This window comes from Rufibacter radiotolerans (genome assembly GCF_001078055.1).
Classification (GTDB): Bacteria; Bacteroidota; Bacteroidia; order Cytophagales; family Hymenobacteraceae; genus Nibribacter; species Nibribacter radiotolerans.
The window spans coordinates 887,987-908,314 of sequence record NZ_CP010777.1 but is presented as its reverse complement, the minus strand read 5'-3'; the positions used below and the strand labels follow the sequence as shown (position 1 = coordinate 908,314).

The following is a 20,328-nucleotide window of genomic DNA, read 5'->3' as shown; positions in this document are numbered from 1 at the left end:
GATGAAGAAGCTTGCCCACCTTATTTTGTTTACTGTTCTGTTCACGCCGGCTATGGCCCAGCAGAAAGCCCAGTACAGCCAGTACCTGTTCAACAACTTTCTGCTGAACCCCGCCCTCTCTGGTATAGAGAGCTACACCGATGTGCGGATGGGAACCCGCCGGCAATGGGTGGGAGTAGACGGAGCGCCGGTCACCTATTACATTAGCGGACACTCCTCCTTCGGGTTCAATGACCGTAACTCCCCGCAGGGCCCCGGCACTGGCAAAGGCTTTGTGCCCAAGCTGCCATCCAAAAACCCACGTTCGGCCAAATACCACAAGGCCAGGCCGCACCACGGGTTTGGCGCCATGGCGCAGGTAGACAAGACCGGCCCGCTCAGTGCTACCAACGTGAACCTGACCTATGCCTATCACCACCCCATTACCAGAAAGGTGAACATGTCGGTGGGGTTGGCCGGTGGGTTTGTGCAGACGCGCCTGAACGGGAACGCCATTCGCCTGAACAACCAGAACGACCCGTCGTTACTGGCCGGTACCATGTCTAAGACCAATTTTGATCTGGGGCTGGGCACCTGGGTGTATTCAGACTTCTTTTACGTGGGGGCGTCAGCGGCGCAGCTTGTGACCAACACCATCTCCGGGAACGAAGGCATGCAGGTGGCCCAGCAAAAGCTGCAGCCCCATTACTTCCTGACCGGGGGCTACCGCATCAGGTTACGCTATGACCTTTCTCTGGAGCCGTCTGTTATGATGAAACTAGCGCAGCCCAGCCCGCTGTCAGTAGACGTCAACTTCAAGGCCACCTACGCCAACCGCTTTTGGGCGGGAGTGTCATACCGCCACGGAGATGCGGTGGCTGCCCTGGCTGGCATGAATGTGAACCACGTCCTTGACTTCGGCTACTCTTATGACCTGACTACCTCTGGCCTGAACAATGCCAGTGCCGGCAGCCATGAACTGATTGTGGGGGTGAAACTGAGAAACAAAACACGCATGCTTTGCCCTGAGTGGCTCTGGTAATCCTTTAGGGCACTCTAATGTAAGAGGTTCCGTTTTGGGCCTGCTTTCCAAAAAGCAGGCCCAAAACGGAACCTCTTCTTTTTGGCTTCATGGTAAAGCTGCCAAAGAAACCAGCATCAGGAAATGGAGCAACCTAGCTATCCAAAGACCGGCTCCCTCTTTAATACCCTCTCTTTGAGCCAAATTCTTTTGCGCGCCTTCTTTCTCAGAAAGAATTTAACAAGTCTATAAAGGTGGAATAATCCCTTCCCATTTATGGGCTGTAAACAGGCCGTTAAACAGTTACTTCAACTCTTAAACCGCTATATGCAGATTAATATATATTAAATATTACAATTTTTATATATCAAGAATTCATTAAATTTATAATTATTCCAATACACCTATTTTAACATATTAATAAAATGAATTTAATAAACACTTGTGCGCAACCTTACACCTATTATGGCGTAAAACACCACAAATACAGCAATTAGACATTCTTTAGAATTATCACTACCACTACAATATCTACAAACCACTCAAAATCTTTACCCATGAAAAACTTTACTCTCTCAATTTGCTTCTTTGTTGCCTGTGCTTTCACTGCTAACGCGCAAGCCCCAGCCGCCGACGGAGCGGTTGAAAAAACTTCCCTTTCCATCTCTCGCCTAATGGCTCAGAACATGGGTCTGAACGAGAACGAATACATTCAGGTGCGTAACCTGAACACTGAGCGCTTGTCTAAAGCCGCTGAAGTGGCCAGAACTTTCCAGAACGACACTGAGAACATGAACGCCAAGCTTTCTGAGATTGACCAGGAATTTGAGAACAAACTGTTCAAAATCTTGTCTAGCCGTCAGGTAGATGCGTATGCCGCTTTCAAAACCAAGCCAGAAGCCAGCTTCTTGTCTTTAGTGCAGGAAGTATCTCCAAGCCGTAAGAAATAATTTTACCACTCCCCTATAAAAGCAAAAGGCCTCTACCAAGTAGAGGCCTTTTGCTTTTATAGGGGTTTCCTCCAGATACAATCACCGGCGGCCTTTCAAACATTTGGCCCTTGCAGCTGTTCTAGGCTTGTTTTCGCAAAAACAGCCTCAAAACGCTGGCTACGCAAAACCTGTTCTTAGTTCTGGACCCTAATCCCTACCTTTGCGGCATGTCGCATACAGTGATCATTGGCAATGGCATTACCGGTATCACGGCGGCCCTCACGCTCCGGCGGCAATCTCCGCAGGCGCGCATTACTGTTATCTCAGGGGAAACCCCCTATCCTATTGCCCGCACTGCCCTTATGTACGTGTACATGGGCCAGCTACAACCCCGCCATCTACAGTTGTATGAACCCTGGTTCTGGCAAGAGAATAAATTCGAATTGCTTCAAACTGTTGTAACCAAGATTTCCCCTGAAGAGAAAACCCTGAAGCTGGAAGACAGTTCCTTTCTACCCTATGATCAGTTGCTGCTGGCCACCGGGTCTACCTATCACCGGTTTTACCTGCCGGGCCTGGAAGCCAAAGGCGTGCAGGGCCTGTATAGTTGGCAGGACCTGGAACTGATGGAGCTAAATACCCGGGGCGTTTCCCGCGCGGTAATTGCCGGGGGCGGACTCATTGGTGTGGAGATGGCCGAGATGCTCCGTAGCCGGGGCGTGCGCGTGACCATGCTGGTGCGGGAGACGCATTACTGGGGCAACAACCTGCCGCCCGAGGAGGCTACCTTTATTGTCCAACACCTTCGGGAACAGGGCGTGGAGGTATTGCTGGAAACGGAACTAGCCGAGGTGCTCTCTGATGAAAAGGGGCACGTGAGGGCGGTACGCACCCAGCAGGGCCAGGAGATCACCTGCCAGTTTGTGGGCATGGCCATTGGGGTGCAACCTCAGGTAAACCTGGCGAAGTCGGCAGGTCTGGACACGGCTAGGGGAATTCTGGTGAACGAGTTTCTGGAGACCAACGTGCCAGGCATCTATGCCGCCGGCGACTGCGCCGAATTCCGGGAGCCGCCCTTGGGCCAGGCCCCAGTGGAACAGCTGTGGTACACAGGCCGGTTGCAGGGTGAGACCGTGGGCATGACCCTAAGTGGGCGTCGCACCACCTATGCCCGGGGCGTGTGGTTTAACTCGGCTAAGTTTTTTGAGGTGGAATACCAGAGCTACGGACCCGTGCCCGCCCGGCACCCCGAAGGAATTTCCTCCCTGCTGTGGCAAAACCCCAAAAAGTGGCAGAGCCTGCGCATCTACTTCCGGCAGGAAGACCAGACTGTGACCGGATTCAACCTATTGAACATCCGTTTCCGGCAGGAGGTTTGTGAGCGATGGATCAAAGAAAAGGCTACCTTGGAAACCGTGGTGCCCCACTTAAAGCTGGCTGCCTTTGACCCCGAATTCCACCGATTGCCGCAACGCGAGATTTTTAACGTATACCAGGAGTATTTAACCAATCGCTCTGCCCGGTAACCAGGCAGTAGCGCTTAACTTTTGACCTATGGAATGGTTTAAAATATATAATCCCAAAGCCATGAACTCCTTTCAGTTTATAGCCGTGACGGGGGTTGTGATGTCGGCGTTGGCGCATTTGCTCCTGTATTTATGGGGCCGCGAGATAGAATCCTTTAACTACCTGTACCTCTGCTGGGGTGTGTTGTTTGTGTTTGGCTCTATCCAGAACCTGCGCGCCAAACCCGAGGATGATGACCATCACCACCATCATCACCACTAAGGAGAAAGAAGAGGTAAGGATTTTGAGAAACAGAGATCAAAGCATCTATTTATGCTTCTCCAAACTTTAAACACTATTTAGCAGAAATCACCTTCCTTACCAAGCCTTTTCAGCTAATCACCAAACACTAATCTTCCTTCGTGAAAGACAACTCCCTTGCGTTAGGTCATTCTGAATTCCCTTCCCTTTCCTGGGCGGAAAAAGGTTCGTTGGCGATGGTGCTGGCGGGGTTGGTCGTGGGGCTATCGCCGTTAGTGATTCCTGTACTGGGTTGGGAGGCATTGGTGGCGGGCTTGGTTTTGTTGACGGCCGGTAGCCTGTGGTATTTCAAGCTGAGGTTTACGCAGCAGCCACACCTGGCCAATATGGGGGTCTGGCGACAAAGCCAAACCGCGAAAGGCTGGAGTGCCTGGGTAGTAGCCCTGCTCCTGACCGGGTTTTACGTGGTGCTGTACTGGTTCCCTTGGGTGCTGGAAGGCCTGATCAGAACCTTTGACGGCCTAAGCCAGTTCATGCGGAACCGCCCCGCCGACAACTGGTTTCTGTACGGAGCCTTTTACACCTTTGCCGTGCTGCTCATGGGCGTGCGGGCGCTTCTTAAATACCGGCACAGCCGCTACCAGGTCATCCGGACTTTGTCGGTGATGTTCTTTCAGTTGGTGTTTGCCTTTATCCTGCCGCATTTGATGGTGCTCTTCCAGGGCCCCGAGTTTTATTTCAGCTATTTCTGGCCCTTGAAATATGAGTACCTGTTCCCGGGCACGGTGGCCGGTCTTCTGGAGCAGCCGTTTGGCCTGGGCGTTTTCCTGGTTTTCTGGAGCGCGATCATGTCTCTGGTGGCTACCCCAATTTTAACTTACTTCTATGGCAAGCGCTGGTACTGCAGCTGGGTCTGCGGCTGCGGGGGCCTGGCTGAAACCGCCGGCGACCCTTACCGCCACCTGGCCGACCGTTCCCGCAAGGCCTGGCGGCTGGAGGTCAGGCTTATCTACCCCATTTTCGGGGCCATTATCCTGCTCACCATTTTGCTGTGGGTGAACTCCTACGCGCAGGGCGCTATTCTGGGCCAGGTCTCAGGCACGTTTGCGCAGTGGTACGGCTTTTTGATCGGGTCTGTGTTTGCGGGCGTGATTGGGGTGGGCTTTTACCCATTGCTGGGTTCCAGGGTGTGGTGCCGGTTTGGGTGCCCCATGGCCGCGTACCTGGGGTTGCTGCAAAAGCATTTCTCCCGGTTCAGGATCACCACCAATGGGGGCCAATGTATCTCCTGCGGTAATTGTTCTACCTCCTGTGAGATGGGCATTGATGTGCGGCATTACGCCCAGCAGGGGCAACCTATAATTAGGGCGGCCTGCGTGGGCTGTGGCATCTGCGCCACCGTATGCCCACGGGGCGTTTTGAAACTGGAGAACGGACCGCGCGAAGGGCGCTATGACGCCACCCAGCTCATTCATCCAGACAACCTCCGTATCTTATCTTAGCGTTTCCTGTTTTGGGCCTGTTTTCCGAAAAACAGGCCCAAAACAGGCGTTGGCTTGCCTGCGGCAGTTTGCGCAACTGCCCCCCCGTGTGTATCTTACTGGTTTCAAACCCGCACTAACATGACCAGAGAAGAAGCGATCCAGACCTTACAACACTATACCAAAGGCGACAGCCTCCTGCGCCACGCCCGCACCGTTGAACTGGTGATGCGCGCCTACGCCCAGAAACTGAACCAGGACCCCGAGCTTTGGGGCAACACCGGCCTGCTCCATGACGCAGATTATGAGGCCCACCCCACCCAACACCCGCACGTGATTACCCAACTCCTGCGCGAGCGCGGCGAGGAAGAAATGGCCCACGCCATCTCAGGCCACTACAGCCGCTGGGGCGTACCGCATGAAAGTCTGTTAGACAAAGGTCTGTTGGGCTGCGATGAGATCACGGGTTTTGTGGTGGCCTGCGCCCAGGTGCGTCCGCAGCGGCTGGAGGGCCTGGAGGCCAAATCTGTGCTCAAGAAACTGAAACAGGCCAGCTTTGCGGCCTCCGTGGACCGCGGCGAGGTGCGCCTGGGCGCCGAACTGATGGGCGTGGACCTGGCCGAGCACATTGCCTTTATCATTCAGGCCCTGCAGCCGCATGCGCAGGAGCTGGATCTGCTGCCGGTGTCTACGGAGGTTTCCTAAAAGGGAGGGGCTTGAGCGTTCCTGAGGTTTTTGCGTATAGAAAGTCAACTCCTTATAAAGGAAAGAAGGTTGAACTCTACTGCTAACCTCACCTTAGAAACGCCCCATGCCTACTTCCTCCCGAGACAAACGGCTTTCCCGTCTATTTTCTACCCAGGCCCAAAAAGGAACATACGCCCCGCGGTCTGCCGGAAACCCCCTCGTTAAAACCACACCCAGAAAAAGAAAAAGACGGCTAAGGCGAGGCTCAGCGGTACAGGGAGCAGAAAAACGGTTGAAGAATTTTAGGCAGGCTTCTATGCTGGCCGTAGCCATCACCGGGTTTTTCCTGCTCCTGATTTCTCCCTCTGAGGCCGGCCTGGGTTTTGAGGACGAGGCGCAGGTGGCAGACACGGTTTCCGCTGTGGCCGCACCCAGGGCTCTGTCCAGTAAAGAAGCCACCGATGAAGCCTTTGGCGCGCTCCAGAACCTGTGGGACAGCTTTTACTACAACCTCCCTAAGCTCCTCATTGCCCTGGTGGCGCTGCTCCTCACCTGGCTCCTGACCCGCGTTATCAGGGCGGTGGTGCGGAAATTCATTGGCCATTGGCACAGCGGCAGCGCCATCAGCACGCTTATCTCACTGGCCATCTGGTTGTTGGGCATAGGCATAGTGGTGAGCATTGTGGCCGGGGATATCAGGGCGTTGGTGGGGTCTTTCGGGTTGATAGGCCTGGCGCTTTCCTGGTCTTTGCAGACGCCTATTGAAAGTTTCACGGGCTGGCTGCTCAACTCGTTTCAGGGGTATTACCGGGTAGGCGACCGCGTGAAAGTGGGCGAAGTCTTTGGCGATGTGTACCGCATTGATTTCCTGACCACCACCGTCTGGGAGATTGGCGCCCCTTACCAGCCGGGCTTCGTGCAGGCCGAGCAGCCCACCGGCCGTATGGTCACGTTCCCTAATAATGAGATTCTCTCCGGCACGGTCATTAACCTCACCGGCGATTTCCCCTATGTCTGGGATGAACTTACCGTGTCTATTGCCAATGAGTCTGACCTTAAAAAAGCGCTGGAGGTGTTGGAAAGGATTGCGCAGGAACTGCTGGCCGGCTACATGGTAGAACCCGCCCGGGCCTATGGCCAGATGCTGCAAACCATTGGAATACCGGACTCTGTCTCAGAAAAGCCCCAGGTCTTTGTCTCATCAGATGACTCCTGGACCAACATCACCATCCGGTATCTGGTAGGCGCGCGCGAGCGCCGAAAATGGAAAAGCGAACTGACCATCCGGACCACCCTAGAATTGAACAAACCCGAATATGTGGGCATCATTATTCCGGTTTACCCCAGGCAGCAGGTGCAGTTTATCAACCCCGATGGAGTGCCAATTGAAGCAAGCGGCACCCCGCCGCAGGGAATGTAGCTTTTGCAAATCTCCATAAAAAGTGCTCCCGTTGTTTTGGGCCTGTTTTTGAGAAAACAGGCCCAAAACAACGGGAGCACATTATGCAAACGCCGCTTGCGCCAGTTACACGTTGGCCACTTTGTAGGGCTTTATGTCTACTTTCTCCCACACTTTTTGCTGGATATACGGCTCTTCGTCCAGCCACTTCTGCAGGTCGGCCTCGGTTTCAAACTGCACCACCATAGAGGAGCCAATCATTTTTTCTTCGTCATTGAGAATGGCGCCGCCCAGCACGAAGTTGCCTTTCTCTTTCAGTTTTTTGGCCATCTCAAAGTGCGCAGGGCGCACAGACATGCGGTGCTCCAGGGCACCCTCATTGGTGGAGTCAAGGCCGGTTACCAGATATTGTTTCACAGGTTTTAGAGTTAGGGTTAAGGATTTAAAGGTAGAAAAAATCAGCGGGAAAGGAATGCCCCAGTTTTCTTTACCTGTGTAAAGGATATCCCCACGGGCATCGGCCAGGGCCGAATTCTGTTTTGGGGCTATATTTCTAAAAACGGCCTCAAAACGCGCAAAGGCTATGGACACAAGAAACTTTTTAAAAAATTTAATCAAGTTGGTGGCCATAGGTTGTTAAACCGGCCTCAATGTATAATATTTAGGTCTGCCAAGCTTAACCAACATTCCATGAAACACCTTCTCCGGATTGCCTTCCTGCTTTCCCTCCTTCAATGCCAGCTGTCCTTTGCGCAGTCTTTCAAATTCGCCTTTGTCACAGACACCCATATTGGCACCCCCAACGGCGGCGCCGAAGAAGACCTGGAACGTACCATTGCAGACATTAACCAACTGCCCGGCATTGACTTCGTGCTTCTCACCGGCGACATCACCGAGATGGGCACCGACCTGGAACTGAAGAAGGCCAAAAGCATCATCAGTAAGCTGAAGGTCCCTTATTATATTGTGCCAGGCAACCATGACACGGGCTGGTCTGAGTCGGGCGGGGTGAGTTTTATCCGGGAGTTCGGGAGCGACAAGTTTGTGTTTGAGCACCAGGGTTACAAATTCATTGGCTGCGCCTCTGGGCCGTACGTGCGTATGTCAGATGGGCATATCCCCAGAGATGCCACGGTTTGGCTGGACAGCGTGCTGGCGGCTACACCCAAAACGCAGCCCATCATTTTTGTGAACCACTACCCCCTGGACAATGGCCTGGACAACTGGTATGATGCCCTGGACCGCCTGAAGAAATACAATACGCAGTTCTCTATCTGCGGCCACGGCCACAGCAACCGCAAGGCAGATTCTGAGGGGGTTCCAGCCACCATGGGCCGCTCTAACCTGCGGGCCAAAGAGCTCATAGGCGGTTACAATCTGGTAGAGGTTCGGCAAGACTCGGCGCTGTTCGCAGAGAGAACCCCGGGCGTGGCCACCAAACCGGTGTGGCGCCGCATTGCCCTGGGCCCGCGCCAATACAACACCAGCCGGAAATATGACCGCCCTTCTTACGCTATCAACACCACCTACCCTACCGTTAAAAAAGCCTGGAGCTACCATTCAGACGCCAACGTCATTTCCACGCCGGTTTACACCAAAGGCCTGGTAGTCTTTGGCAACAGCGTGGGCAAGGTGGAAGCCCTGTCTGGAAAGGACGGCAAAAAAGTATGGTCCTACCAAACCGGCGGCGGGGTGTTTTCCTCACCGGAGGTCTATAAGGATTATATCATCTTCGGTTCCGGGGACGGGAGCATCTACGCCCTCAAGGCCAAGACCGGCAAGCTTGCCTGGTCCACCAAGACGGGCGCTTCGGTGCTGGGGTCGCCAACCATAGAAAAAGGCGTGGTGTATATTGGCGGCAGCGACGGCACGTTCAGGGCCCTGGACGCCAAGAGCGGGAAACAACTTTGGCAGTTTGAGGGCCTGCAAGGGGCCGTGGTGAGCAAGCCGCTGCTGTATGAGGGCAAGGTGATCTTTGGCGCCTGGGACCGGCATCTGTACGCCCTGAACCAGAAAGACGGCAAACTGGCCTGGAAATGGGAAAACGGATCTGCCAACCGCATGTTCTCCCCGGCCATGGTCACCCCGGTGGCCCATGACGGCGTGGTCTATATTGTGGCCCCAGACCGGTTCATCACCGCTATTGACGCCCAGTCCGGCAAAGCCCTCTGGCGCAGCAAGGAAGCTACCGTGCGCGAATCCATTGGCCTGTCCGCAGACAAACAGTTGGTGTACGGCAAGACCATGCAAGATGAGGTGGTAGCTTTTAAAACCAACAAAACGGCGCCGCAGCTAGCCTGGAAAATGAACGCCGGCTTTGGCTATGAGCACGTGCCGTCTATGCTGGTAGAGAAAGACGGGGCCGTGTTCTTCGGGACCAAGAGCGGCGTGGTGTACAGTATTGACCCTAAAACCCAGAAAGTGAACTGGGCCCACAAGATTGACAACTCCATGGTGAATACCGTGAACGTGCTGCCCAAACGCAAGCTCCTCGCCGCCACCATGGACGGCAAGGTAGAATTGCTCACCTATTAACAACTGTCCCTTCCGGGAATAACCCATTTCCGTTTCGGGCCTGTTTTTAAGAAAACAGGCCCGAAACGGAAATTCATTATGGTTTCAACCCACCATTCTAACATTTCTTTTATTACCCAAAACGGCCACTCATTTCTCTATTCTCAATTGATAAACCTTCTTGTTGACAGAATAAGCGTGGCTGGGGAAGTATTTTGAGAATTTAACACCCAACCTGTTAAACCATTAAAGGTAGGTGCTGTCAAAGAGGCGTTTATCTACCTGTTGTTCCCACCGGTGTGGGGCCTGCATGGGTAGCCGGAAGAGATTCCAACATGACGCTTTCCCCAATTGAGAACCCGGTCTGCATGCCTTTTATGAAACAGCTTTACCTCCAAAGCCACCTAAGATTCTTTCTCTTCACCCTCCTGGCGTTGGCCCCGGTGGCCGGCGTGGTGGCTGCCCCTTTCGCCTCCTCCTGGGTGCAAACCACGGGCGTTCCGGTTTCGGGCACGGTGGTAGACGGTGCCACCAAGGCCCCAGTAGGGTTTGCCACGGTGGCGCTGCAAGACAAGGCCGGCAAAACCATTACCGGCGTGCCCGCCGATGAAAACGGGAATTTCACTCTGCCACGCGTGGCCCCGGGTGACTATGACCTGCTTATTAGTTTTGTGGGGTATGTGTCCAAGCTGCATCCCTTTACAGTGCCCGCCGGCACCAGCCCTATTACCTTGGGTTCTATTGGCCTGGCCTCAGACAGCAAGGCTCTGGAAGAAGTGGTAGTGACCGGCGAGAAAGACTTGATTCAGGAAACCGATGACGGCCTGGTGTATAACGCTGAGAATGACATTACCAACATTGGCGGCACCGCCGCCGACGTGCTCAAGAAAGTACCCATGCTGGCCGTGGACATTGAGGGCAACGTGGAAATGCGCGGCAGTCCTAAGATCAAGATATTGATCAACGGGAAACCCAGCACCATGCTGGCAGATAATCTGGCTGAGGCCCTGCAGCAGATCCCCGCGGACATGATCAAATCTGTGGAGGTGATCACCAACCCCTCTGCCAAGTATGACTCAGAGGGCACCGCGGGCGTGGTCAACATCATCACCAAAAGAAGCAGCATAGAAGGCATGACCGGCTCTGTGACCGCCACCACCGGCAACATGACCAACAGCCTCAACACCAACCTCAACGTTAAAAAGAAGAAACTGGGCCTTCGGGCCAGCGTGGGCGGCAACTTCAATGACCGCATAGGTGACGCCGAATCTGACCAGGTCTATTTCAAGGAGGAAAACCTGATCCGGACCCCGTCCAAGCAGATTGAGCAGAACAGCACCTATGAGAACAATGGCCGCTCTCTTTTCACGCAACTGGCCGCTGACTATGAGTTCAATGAAAAGAACAGCCTGAGCGCCAGCGTTAGGGTCAACGGCGCCGAAAACCTGAGTGACCGTACGCTTACTACCCGGCAGTTTACGCCCTCGGGTGAAGAGCAGCCCAGCTCTTACCGCTTTAGGGATATTGACAACCAAGGCCTTACCAAAGGGCTGGACACCAACCTGAACTACAAGAAGCGCTTCACCAAAAAAGGGCAGGAACTGGAGGTGACCGCCAGCTTCAACCAAAACAGCCAGGACAGTGACTATGCCCTGGTAGAGGACAATAACACAGATGTGATTACCCGCCTGGAGCAGAGCGACAACCACAGCACCAGCCGTGAGATCACCTATAAAGTAGATTACACCCACCCTATCTCCAAAGGAAGCACCCTGGAAGTGGGCCTGAAAACCGAGCTGCGCCACTCGGGCAGTGACTATGATTTCCTGTTCTCCCGGTCGGCAGACGCGCCTTTGAAACAAGACCCCATCCGGTCAAACCTGTTCAGCTATGACCAGGACGTGTACTCTTCTTACTTTTCCTATACCCTGCGGGTGCAGAAACTGTACACCGTGCGGGTGGGCGGCCGGTATGAGTACACCAACGTGGGCGGCGATTTCAACACCAACAACGTAGACACCCACCTGGACAAGCCGTTCAATAACTTCATGCCTAACATCATGCTCATGCGCAGCTTTGAGAACAGCAAACGCCTGCGGTTAAGCTACTCCACGCGTATCCATCGGCCTACCATCACGCAGCTGAACCCTTACCGCAATGAGTCTAACCAGCTCAACATCCGCTACGGAAACCCAGACCTGGACGCCGAACTCACGCACAACACAGAACTGAACTTCAGCTGGCTGCTTAAGACCACCAGCCTGAACGCCTCTGCCTACTGGCGCCAGACCAACAATGACATTGCCCACTACCAGTTCCCCATTAAGGAGAACAATGACACGCTCAACACCACCTATGCCAACCTGGGCAAGAACGCCATTTACGGCACCAGCCTTTCTACCTCTACCCGTTTTACCCAGAAAGCGCAGTTGGGCGTGAACCTCAATTTGTATTACAATGAGCTCAACAGCATGGTGGGCAAAAACCGCGTGAGCAAGGCCGGGTTTATGTATACCATGAGCACCAACGCCTCTTACCGCTTTGAGAAGGATTTCAGTGCGCAGGTGGCCGCCTCTTTTAACTCACCACGCATTTCCATTCAGAGCAGAAGCACCTACAACTACTCCTATAGCTTGGGCCTGCGCAAGGAGTTCTTTAAGCGCAAGGCGGGTATGAGCCTGAACGTGGAGAACTTCCTGTTCAGCAACAACTCCATCAGGACCACGGTGAACAATAACAACTCAGACAATTTCAACGTCAACAACCTTTACAACCGCGTGGTGCGGGTGAGCTTTAACTACCGCTTTGGCAAGATGGAGTTCAAGCGCGAAAAAGGGGCTGAGAAACCCAGAAGAAAAGCGGCCGAAGAAAAGGCCTAATAAATAATTTAGTATTTGCGTTGTTTCACGTTTAGGGCCTGTTTTCCAGAAAACAGGCCCTAAACGTTTCTAGCGGTTACGGGTCAAATCTTTCTCCCCGTGTGGGTGCAGGGCGGTAATTCCACCACTACTTTTGAAAAGCCGTAGAATTGAGGCAGAAGGTTGTATTTTTGTTTTCGCAATAGCTAGAAAAGCCCATGACCAACAACGATATCATGAAGAAACTGCGCGTGGCGCTCCAATTCCGCGACGATGATATTATAGACATTCTGAAGCTGGTGGACTTCAACATCACCAAAAGCGAGTTGGGCGCCATCTTCCGGAAAGAGGATCACCCCAACTACAAGCCCTGCGGCGACCAGCTGCTGCGCAATTTCCTGAATGGCCTGGTCATTCACATGCGCGGCCCCGAGGATCAGAAAAAGCCGGCCGCCACGCCATCGCCCGCCCGGAAACCCCAGTCGTACCCGCCCCGCAAAAAATAGAGTAAAGGCTATATAGATAAAAGCCGTTTTGGCGTTGTTTTAAAGAAAACAGCCCCAAAACGGCTTTTGCTGTTTCCACCACCCTATCTATGAAAAACCTGTTGCTGCTTTTGTTTGTAAGCACCTTTGCCTTTACAGGCGGGTTTAAGGCTGATCAATTGACGCATGAACGGGTAAAGACGGCGTACCGCGAAAAGTACGCGCCCCTGGAAAAACAGCTTCAGGCCAAAGGCCTTTCCTTCCAGAACCTGCAATTGTACCTGCGGGCCTTCAAGCATGAAAAGCAGGTGGAGGTCTGGGCCAGGACCTCGGCAGAAAAACCATTCACGTTGTTTACTACTTATCTGATCTGCGCCCGGTCAGGTACCTACGGCCCCAAGCGGCAGGAAGGCGACGGCCAGATTCCGGAAGGGTTCTACTACATAGACCGGTTCAACCCCAAGAGCAACTACTACCTCTCCCTGGGCATCAATTACCCCAATGCCGCCGACAGCGCCCGCCATACCGGTAAGCTGGGCGGTGATATTTTCCTGCACGGCGACTGCGTCACGCTGGGCTGCCTGCCCCTTACAGACGAGAAGATGAAGGAACTGTACGTGTTAACGGTAGAAGCATACCACCAGGGCCAACAGCAGATACCGGTGCACATTTTCCCTACCCGTTTTAATACTGGCCAGTATGCGCAGCTCAGGAAAACCTACGCCCAGCAACCTGCCCTGCTGGCTTTCTGGGAAAACCTGGCCTCCGGTTTCCATCCATTTGAGCAGCACCGCTTTTTACCCCGGGTGCAGGTCACGCAGGGCGGACAATATGCGTTTCAGTAAACCTTCCTGCGTCAAAGTTTCCTATTGCCTTCAAATAGACAGTTCCTTAGGCATGGAAGACAAAACCCTCACCGAGCATTTTGGAAAAAGAACCCTGGAAGTGAACCCGGCAAATGACTATGTATAGGATTACCTGGAAGCCGTGGCCAAAATGTAGCCTCTTCCTTCCGGTAAAAGCTAAAGCAGAAGCCCCGCCAAATGGCAGGGCTTCTGCTTTAGCTAGCCAGTGGGTTTTGGTCCTAAGCTACCTGCACTTTCCGGGTGGCTGCGGGTTTATATTCCTGCTCAAAAGGCAGGGCATCATCCTGGCAATGAAGGCAGCTCCCTGAGCAGGCCGTGATGCGGGCCTGGTACAGATTCAGGAAGGGGGTGTTGAGGTGGTAGGCCCTGGTTTTGCGGTAGTGCCCAGAGAAATACTCATGCACCAGGTGGGTGTCACGGGTAGCCATCACAAAAAGGTCTGGGGAATGGCCTTCGGCGAAGTCATTGAGGCCCTCCAGCAGGTCTTCCTCTTCCTGGAACACCGCCGACATTTCTGCATACGGGAACTGTTCCTTTAGCCTGGCCGCCTTTTTCTGGAGCTGGCATAGCTCCACGGTTTCTATTTTCCCGTGCAGGTACAGCAGAACAATAGACGCCCCAAAAGGCCTTGCCAGGGCCTGCACCCGCTGGATCACACTGGTGTCAATGTCATGGAAGTTAAGGCTGTAGACAATCTTCCGCAACGGCTTGAATGTAACCTCCTGCGGCACAATTAACACGGGGCACCCGGCAAACTCCTTCAGGGACACAACATCGCCGGACGCTTTATAGCCCAGAAACGCCTCGGGGCTGGAAATGAGCAGGTCTACGTTGTGGTACTCTACCACAGAGGCCAGGTTTTCGCGCAGGTACCCGTTGCGCACCACACAAAATCGGGTAATGGTAGGCGCGCCAAGGGGCATGTAACGGTCTGTGAAGGACCTAAGGCGGGACATGAGGTGACTCTGGAAGGTTGGTGTCAATTGCTCCTCTCCGGCACAGTGCAGGAGCACAAGGTCGGCTTTCAGGTAACTGGCAAACTGGCTGGCGTATTGAAGCGCAGCCACACAACCTTCCGTAAAATTGAAAGGCAGCAGAATTCTGGGAGTTGGCTTCATTGGTCTTTTTGAGTATAGAGGTAAAGAAGGAATTTCAGGTTAAGGAATATGGCAGACGGCGGCTTCCTGGGTGGTGGAAATCAGTTTAGGGCTGAGGTAGGGTACGCCCAGGTTCAGGCCCCGCAAGATGAACAGCACGGCCAGGCAGGCAGCCACATAGGGCACGGCGCTGCGCATGTAATAGCGCCACTGCGGCTTTATCACCTTGCCAGACAAAGACACCAGCCACATAAGCGGCAGCGTGCCCAGCCCAAACATAGCCATGTAGCCCACGGCTCCTTCTACTCCAGGCGCACTCACGGCCCCGGCCAGAGCAAAGTACACCATGCCGCAGGGCAGCAGACCGTTCAAGACGCCAATAGAGAACAAAGACCCCGCCGACGGATTCTGAAACTTCTTGCCAATGGCTTTTCTGAGCACGTTCCACCAGCGGTCGGTGCCCAGCCATTGGGTAAATTTTCCCGCATTGATCTTAGGTAACAGTACCAGGGCCAGCATGAGCAGCCCAGACACAATAGAGATTGTTTGTTGCCAGCCGGCCAGTTGCAGGGTGCGGCCCAGAAGCCCGGCGGCTAAACCCAGAGTAGCGTAAGTAGTCACGCGGCCCAGGTTGTACAGGAGCCGGCCTCCCATAAAGGAAGCGCCGGATCCCCTGCCAACAGGCAGCGCCATAGCTATGGGGCCGCACATCCCCACGCAATGAAAGCTACTTATAAATCCAATGACTAATCCTGCCCAAAGCATGGTGTTACAGGGTTATGTCCTGGGCATGGTAATATTCTTTCCCGTTCACCTTACCAGTGAGTTGCACGCGCCACAGGCCTTTTTTCAAAGAGGCGGTATTGATGTGCTGCACACCCTCTGCGTTCAGGGTCAAGGGCAGAACCACGTCCAGCTTAGCGTCTGACGGCCGGAACAGGTGAATAGACCCGGTGGCGGCGGTCAGTTCAGCAGGAAACTGGATCACCAACTGCTCAGCGGCGGCTGCCGAGATGATGGTAATGGGGTTCTCCAATTGCTGGGCCTGGGCCACCTGCTCCATGCGCTTCCCGTAGGCTAGCTCTTCGGCGTAATATTCCTTGCTCACCAGGTTCACATCGCTCTGCATGGCCCCGTAGACCATAAAGCCAATGTAGCAACCAAACAGCAAAAAGACCGCGGTAATAATGTAAGGCAACATAGACCGTTGCGCTACTGGGTTTGGGTTTGATATATGATTAGACATGTTAGTTCTCAGTTTTTAGTTGTTTGTTGTTAGAGAGAGGAATTTTTACATTCACTCAATCTCTCAATCATTCAATCATTCTAGTGCCCCGGCCCCAGGAACTTGGTTTTCTCGGTGGCAAGGAGTTCATCCCCGTGAAAGACGCCAATCTCAATTTTAGAGGAGGCCGAAGTGAGAACGCTCTTCGGAATCTCGGCAAAGAACACCCCTTCCACCAGGCCCTGTTTTGGCAACACCAACTCGTTTCTCACAACCGTGATGCTTCCCTCACTGGAAAGGATCTTGAGAGTGATGGGCATTTCCTCATCAGTCTTGTTGATGAGCGTGATGTGGTAGAGGTTGGTAATAGTACCTTTCTCGGTTTGCTGGTAGAGCATGCCCGGGGTACGCAGAATAGTAGCCTCAATATTGGAACGGGTAGCCAAAAGAACCGCAAAGGCCGCCACCAGTACCACCAATACCCCAGTATAGGCGCGCATGCGGGTGGTAAACCGCCACGGCTTTTTCTCCGCAATACTTTCCTCGGTGGCCATTCTGATGAGGCCCTGCGGCTTGTTCACCAAGTCCATGATGGAGTTGCAGACATCTATACAGGCGGTACAGTTAATACACTCCATCTGCTGCGCCCCGTTTCTGATGTCTATCCCGGTAGGGCAAACCTGCACGCACTGGTGGCAGTCAATGCAGTCGCCGTCGGTGCGCTCCTGGCCTTTTCTTAATTTCCCTCTGGGCTCGCCGCGCTCATAGTCATAGGCCACGGTAAGGCTTTGCTTGTCCAGCATGACGCCCTGCAGACGGCCGTACGGGCAGACTATGGTACACACCTGCTCCCTGAACTGGGCAAACACCCAGTAGAACACTCCGGTAAACACCATTAAGGAAACCAGGCCGCCCCAGTGGTTGGCCGGCGAATCTGTCACTATCTTCTGCAGTTCGTCTACGCCAATGATGTAGGCCAGAAACGTATGCGCGATCACCAAGGACACCAGCACAAAGAGTGTGTGTTTGGCAGTTTTCTTGAAGATCTTCTCTTTGGTCCAGGGGGCTCGGTCCAGCGCCTTTTGGGCAGGGCCATCGCCTTCAATCCAGTATTCTATCCGTCTGAATACCATCTCCATGAAGATGGTCTGCGGACAAACCCATCCGCAGAATACGCGCCCGTACACTACCGTAAACAGGATAATGAATACCAGAAAGGCCATGAACCCCACCAAAAGGATGAAGAAATCCTGCGGCCAGAAAACACTCCCGAACATCACAAACTTGCGCGCCGGGATATTGAACATAAGCAGAGGTAACCCATTCACTTTAATGAATGGCCCCGCGAAAAGTAAGGTAAGGAGCAGATAGCTCACATATTTGCGGTACTGGTACAGTTTCCCGCTGGGCTTTTTAGGGTAAAGCCACACCCGTTTCCCTTCTTTGTCTACCGTGGCAATGGTGTCACGGAAGGCCTCTGGGTCCTTTATAGTTGTACTCATGGTCTCTTACCGGTTGTGCGCCCGGCAGCGAACGATGGTGTAGGTATTTGACAGGCCAGCTTTCCTGGCTTTGTCTTTTCTGGCTGCCAGGGCAGCCCGTCGTTTTTGGCTTGTTTTGCTGAAAAAGCGGCAAAAACACATTCTCACTAGTTTGATAGATTCCGCCCCTTAAGGGGATGAAATCCAACATCGGGGGGCTACTAGCAGAAAGAAGGGCGACTCCCTTTTCTGTGTCTCTTCGGTTAGAAGTACTTTACAAAAGTAGGCACCCCCACCCCCACCAGGGATTGCCCTCGTCACCCATGAAAATGATCTTTGTCATTTTTTGCGGAAGGAAGCTGGAATTGAGGTGGCGTTTTAGGGCTGTTTTCTGAAAAACAGGCTCAAAACGCTTTTACCGCTGGCGCGAGTCTCCGGACTCGTGACTATGGTTTTGGGTAGTCTCCGGACTACCCTTGCTGCACAGCAGCGAAAGGGCGCATTGCTGACCACTCCTATTCTCTCGCTATTCAGAATTTATTATTCGCTTTTGAAGAATTCGCTATTCGGGATTTGCAATCCCGAATGAAGGAAAAGCGGATTTGCAATCCGCTTGCCGGTCTTGCATCTGGACCCGTTTTGGCAATGCGTGGGAGGGGATTGCAAATCCCCTTTTCAGTGCTTCCGGATTACAAATCCGGAAGAGCTAAATAATTCTACCTGAAGCAGCGCTTGCTCAAAAGACCTCGTAGCGTGCGCAGCTCCTAGGAGTTTCTGTGCCAATGGCCTCTCCAGAAGTGCATCTGCTGGTGTAAACACCCCCCTTCGCCCCCCTCAAGGGGGGAGTCTGCGCTTAGTAAGCTATATTTGCGTTTTGAGGCTGTTTTGTGGAAAACGGGCTTAAAACAGTTTCCTAGTTTACCATTGCTAAGACTTTCTAGGTAACCACTTAGACAGACAACTTTACATAAAATCGCTCTCCCAAACCCACCTACCGCCTTTAAAAAGCAAAAGCCTCTCCTATTACAGAAGAGGCTTTCACCCGGTTTTTCCAAAACACTTCTCTCAACAAACTAAAACACTATTTCTTGGCTTCCTGCTTTTCGCCTTGCGGGGCTTTGGCGTTGGCGGGGTTGGTACCCTGTAGGCTGAGGATGTAGCTGGCTACTTCCAGGATCTGGTCGTTGCTCAGTTTCTTCTGCCAGGCTACCATGCCTTTGCTGGTTACCCCGTATTTGATGGTTTTGTAGACATGGTTCACGTCACCGCCGTGGAGCCAGAACTCATCTGTCAAGTTAGGACCAACGGTTCCCTGTCCTTCCTGGCCGTGGCAGGCGGCGCAGTTCTGGATGAAGGCGGCTTTACCGGCTTCCAGTTTAGGGGCGTCTGTCAAGGCTGTGAAGTTGGTTACCTCGTTGGCGTTTTCTTCGCCAGAACCAGCCGGGTTCAGAAGCGCCGCGGTCTGCACTTCGGTCTCATATTCAGCCAATTGCAGATCACCGCTTCTAAACACGTGGTAATGCAGCAGGTAGGCTACGCCAAACACAATGGTAGCGTAGAACATGTACTTCCACCAGGGTGGCAGGTCATTGTCAAACTCATAGATGCCGTCATAGGTGTGGTCTTCCATGAGCACGTCTTTGTGGGTACCTACCAGGGTAGAGGTGTCACCGCGCAGAAGGCGCACCAGGCGGGCCATGCTGGAGTGGCGCAGGGCAGGCCGGTCATAGAACTCGCCTAAGATGGGCAGGGCCTGCATAAAGGTCACCACCATCACGGCCAGCACAACTACTAATAGGAACGCGATCAGGCTGAAGAGCACCAGGGTAGTACCGGGCAAATCCTTCAGGCTGAAACTGGTCTCTACCGCAGGAGTGGCAGTTCCATCAGGTTTTCCGTCTGAAGGAGTAGCAACCGGTGGGGTGGCGGCCTCAGCTGGTTTCTCGCTTTCCTGCTGCACAAAGGCAATCACATCTTTGATGTCACCGTCTGAGAGAGAGCCCTCAAAGCTGGTCATGGGAATCTTGCCGAACTTCTCAAAGACTTCTACGGCCTGCTTGTCTCCGGACTGGACCACTTTGGTGGAGTTCTTCACGAAGTTGATGATCCACTGCTCCTCGCGGCGTTTGTGCACGTCTTTGAGGGCGGGACCCACCACTTGTTCTTCAATGCTGTGGCAGGCGGCACAGTTACCGTCAAAAACGGCCTTGCCTTTTACGGCGTCCTGCGCGGCGGCAGGCTGCAAGGCGGCCCCGGCCAGAAAGACCAATGACGCCAGGTAGAGTTTCAATCGTTTCATGACCGTAGGTCTAGAGGTTGGGCAAATCCGTTTTCATTCTGCAGGGGCATCTCTTTCATGCTCTGGATGTATTCTTTTTTCACCAGCACCACGTAGGCGATCAACCCCAGGAAGAAGATGAAAAAGATGAGAAAGGAGATGATGGGGTAAATGGCGATGCCGTCTATGGACTGTAATATTTCTTTGTACATGATCTTACCTTTTTGTGCCCACCGCCGGCCCTCCCCATTTGGCAGA

Annotated in this window: 19 protein-coding genes; 12 read left to right on the top strand and 7 right to left on the bottom strand. The window is 53.4% G+C overall.

Annotation, left to right across the window (positions count from 1 at the left end):
- The first annotated feature begins 1 nt into the window (after position 1).
- From TH63_RS03915 to TH63_RS03885, 7 genes are all read left to right on the top strand, one after another.
- Positions 2-1,021: a PorP/SprF family type IX secretion system membrane protein gene (locus TH63_RS03915; protein ID WP_048919790.1), complete on the top strand. Its 1,020-nt coding sequence runs from the start codon at positions 2-4 to the stop codon at positions 1,019-1,021.
- A gap of 536 nt (positions 1,022-1,557) precedes the next feature.
- Complete coding sequence (locus TH63_RS03910) at positions 1,558-1,950, top strand: hypothetical protein (RefSeq protein WP_156180351.1); 393 nt, start codon at positions 1,558-1,560, stop codon at positions 1,948-1,950.
- Between the two features lie 209 nt (positions 1,951-2,159).
- Positions 2,160-3,458, top strand: coding sequence for an NAD(P)/FAD-dependent oxidoreductase (locus TH63_RS03905; RefSeq protein WP_048919788.1), 1,299 nt, complete (start codon positions 2,160-2,162; stop codon positions 3,456-3,458).
- A gap of 28 nt (positions 3,459-3,486) precedes the next feature.
- A complete protein-coding gene (locus TH63_RS03900) occupies positions 3,487-3,720 on the top strand; it encodes a hypothetical protein (RefSeq protein WP_048919787.1) in 234 nt (77 codons plus the stop codon).
- A gap of 140 nt (positions 3,721-3,860) precedes the next feature.
- Positions 3,861-5,201 carry a 4Fe-4S binding protein gene (locus TH63_RS03895; protein WP_076606398.1) on the top strand — a complete coding sequence of 447 codons (1,341 nt, stop codon included), beginning with the start codon at positions 3,861-3,863 and terminating at the stop codon, positions 5,199-5,201.
- A 120-nt stretch (positions 5,202-5,321) separates the two neighbouring features.
- Positions 5,322-5,885, top strand: coding sequence for an HD domain-containing protein (locus TH63_RS03890; protein WP_048919786.1), 564 nt, complete (start codon positions 5,322-5,324; stop codon positions 5,883-5,885).
- 298 nt (positions 5,886-6,183) lie between these two features.
- Complete coding sequence (locus TH63_RS03885) at positions 6,184-7,287, top strand: mechanosensitive ion channel family protein (RefSeq protein WP_231583543.1); 1,104 nt, start codon at positions 6,184-6,186, stop codon at positions 7,285-7,287.
- A 105-nt stretch (positions 7,288-7,392) separates the two neighbouring features.
- Here the strand turns inward: TH63_RS03885 and TH63_RS20635 are convergent, their stop codons facing one another.
- Entirely contained in the window at positions 7,393-7,683 is a 291-nt protein-coding gene (locus TH63_RS20635) for a YciI family protein (RefSeq protein WP_076606596.1), read from the bottom strand.
- 273 nt (positions 7,684-7,956) lie between these two features.
- On the opposite strand from TH63_RS20635, the gene TH63_RS03875 reads away from it, so the two are divergent.
- The 5 genes from TH63_RS03875 (at position 7,957) to TH63_RS20465 (ending at position 14,095) form a co-directional block, all read left to right on the top strand.
- Complete coding sequence (locus tag TH63_RS03875) at positions 7,957-9,801, top strand: outer membrane protein assembly factor BamB family protein (RefSeq protein ID WP_048919784.1); 1,845 nt, start codon at positions 7,957-7,959, stop codon at positions 9,799-9,801.
- A gap of 314 nt (positions 9,802-10,115) precedes the next feature.
- A complete protein-coding gene (locus tag TH63_RS03870) occupies positions 10,116-12,659 on the top strand; it encodes a TonB-dependent receptor domain-containing protein (protein ID WP_082161543.1) in 2,544 nt (847 codons plus the stop codon).
- 197 nt (positions 12,660-12,856) lie between these two features.
- Positions 12,857-13,144, top strand: coding sequence for a DUF1456 family protein (locus TH63_RS03865; RefSeq protein ID WP_048919782.1), 288 nt, complete (start codon positions 12,857-12,859; stop codon positions 13,142-13,144).
- A gap of 89 nt (positions 13,145-13,233) precedes the next feature.
- Positions 13,234-13,968: a L,D-transpeptidase family protein gene (locus tag TH63_RS03860; protein WP_053093731.1), complete on the top strand. Its 735-nt coding sequence runs from the start codon at positions 13,234-13,236 to the stop codon at positions 13,966-13,968.
- Entirely contained in the window at positions 13,955-14,095 is a 141-nt protein-coding gene (locus tag TH63_RS20465) for a hypothetical protein (protein ID WP_197088631.1), read from the top strand. The genes TH63_RS03860 and TH63_RS20465 overlap by 14 nt, the downstream gene beginning before the upstream one ends.
- Positions 14,096-14,207: 112 nt before the next feature.
- Here the strand turns inward: TH63_RS20465 and TH63_RS03855 are convergent, their stop codons facing one another.
- The 6 genes from TH63_RS03855 to TH63_RS03830 all read right to left on the bottom strand — a co-directional run bounded on the left by TH63_RS03855 (position 14,208) and on the right by TH63_RS03830 (position 20,282).
- Positions 14,208-15,056: a universal stress protein gene (locus TH63_RS03855; RefSeq protein ID WP_197088630.1), complete on the bottom strand. Its 849-nt coding sequence runs from the start codon at positions 15,054-15,056 to the stop codon at positions 14,208-14,210.
- Between the two features lie 90 nt (positions 15,057-15,146).
- Entirely contained in the window at positions 15,147-15,851 is a 705-nt protein-coding gene (locus TH63_RS03850; protein WP_076606397.1) for a sulfite exporter TauE/SafE family protein, read from the bottom strand.
- Positions 15,852-15,855: 4 nt separating this feature from the next.
- Positions 15,856-16,332 (bottom strand): FixH family protein, encoded by a 477-nt coding sequence (locus TH63_RS03845; protein WP_082161542.1) that lies wholly within the window; start codon positions 16,330-16,332, stop codon positions 15,856-15,858.
- Between the two features lie 80 nt (positions 16,333-16,412).
- Positions 16,413-17,813, bottom strand: coding sequence for a cytochrome c oxidase accessory protein CcoG (ccoG, locus tag TH63_RS03840; protein ID WP_048919778.1), 1,401 nt, complete (start codon positions 17,811-17,813; stop codon positions 16,413-16,415).
- A 1,060-nt stretch (positions 17,814-18,873) separates the two neighbouring features.
- Positions 18,874-20,091 carry a c-type cytochrome gene (locus TH63_RS03835; RefSeq protein ID WP_048919777.1) on the bottom strand — a complete coding sequence of 406 codons (1,218 nt, stop codon included), beginning with the start codon at positions 20,089-20,091 and terminating at the stop codon, positions 18,874-18,876.
- Positions 20,088-20,282, bottom strand: a complete 195-nt coding sequence (locus TH63_RS03830) for a hypothetical protein (RefSeq protein ID WP_048919776.1) — start codon at positions 20,280-20,282, stop codon at positions 20,088-20,090. The genes TH63_RS03835 and TH63_RS03830 overlap by 4 nt, the downstream gene beginning before the upstream one ends.
- Positions 20,283-20,328: the final 46 nt, after the last annotated feature.

Coding starts and splice junctions, on each gene's coding strand:
- TH63_RS03915 (WP_048919790.1), top strand. CDS start 2: ATGAAGAAGCTTGCCCACCTTATTTTGTTTACTGTTCTGTTCACGCCG.
- TH63_RS03910 (WP_156180351.1), top strand. CDS start 1,558: ATGAAAAACTTTACTCTCTCAATTTGCTTCTTTGTTGCCTGTGCTTTC.
- TH63_RS03905 (WP_048919788.1), top strand. CDS start 2,160: ATGTCGCATACAGTGATCATTGGCAATGGCATTACCGGTATCACGGCG.
- TH63_RS03900 (WP_048919787.1), top strand. CDS start 3,487: ATGGAATGGTTTAAAATATATAATCCCAAAGCCATGAACTCCTTTCAG.
- TH63_RS03890 (WP_048919786.1), top strand. CDS start 5,322: ATGACCAGAGAAGAAGCGATCCAGACCTTACAACACTATACCAAAGGC.
- TH63_RS03885 (WP_231583543.1), top strand. CDS start 6,184: ATGCTGGCCGTAGCCATCACCGGGTTTTTCCTGCTCCTGATTTCTCCC.
- TH63_RS03875 (WP_048919784.1), top strand. CDS start 7,957: ATGAAACACCTTCTCCGGATTGCCTTCCTGCTTTCCCTCCTTCAATGC.
- TH63_RS03870 (WP_082161543.1), top strand. CDS start 10,116: ATGACGCTTTCCCCAATTGAGAACCCGGTCTGCATGCCTTTTATGAAA.
- TH63_RS03865 (WP_048919782.1), top strand. CDS start 12,857: ATGACCAACAACGATATCATGAAGAAACTGCGCGTGGCGCTCCAATTC.
- TH63_RS03860 (WP_053093731.1), top strand. CDS start 13,234: ATGAAAAACCTGTTGCTGCTTTTGTTTGTAAGCACCTTTGCCTTTACA.
- TH63_RS20465 (WP_197088631.1), top strand. CDS start 13,955: ATGCGTTTCAGTAAACCTTCCTGCGTCAAAGTTTCCTATTGCCTTCAA.
- TH63_RS03850 (WP_076606397.1), bottom strand. CDS start 15,851: ATGCTTTGGGCAGGATTAGTCATTGGATTTATAAGTAGCTTTCATTGC.
- TH63_RS03845 (WP_082161542.1), bottom strand. CDS start 16,332: ATGTCTAATCATATATCAAACCCAAACCCAGTAGCGCAACGGTCTATG.
- ccoG (WP_048919778.1), bottom strand. CDS start 17,813: ATGAGTACAACTATAAAGGACCCAGAGGCCTTCCGTGACACCATTGCC.
- TH63_RS03835 (WP_048919777.1), bottom strand. CDS start 20,091: ATGAAACGATTGAAACTCTACCTGGCGTCATTGGTCTTTCTGGCCGGG.
- TH63_RS03830 (WP_048919776.1), bottom strand. CDS start 20,282: ATGTACAAAGAAATATTACAGTCCATAGACGGCATCGCCATTTACCCC.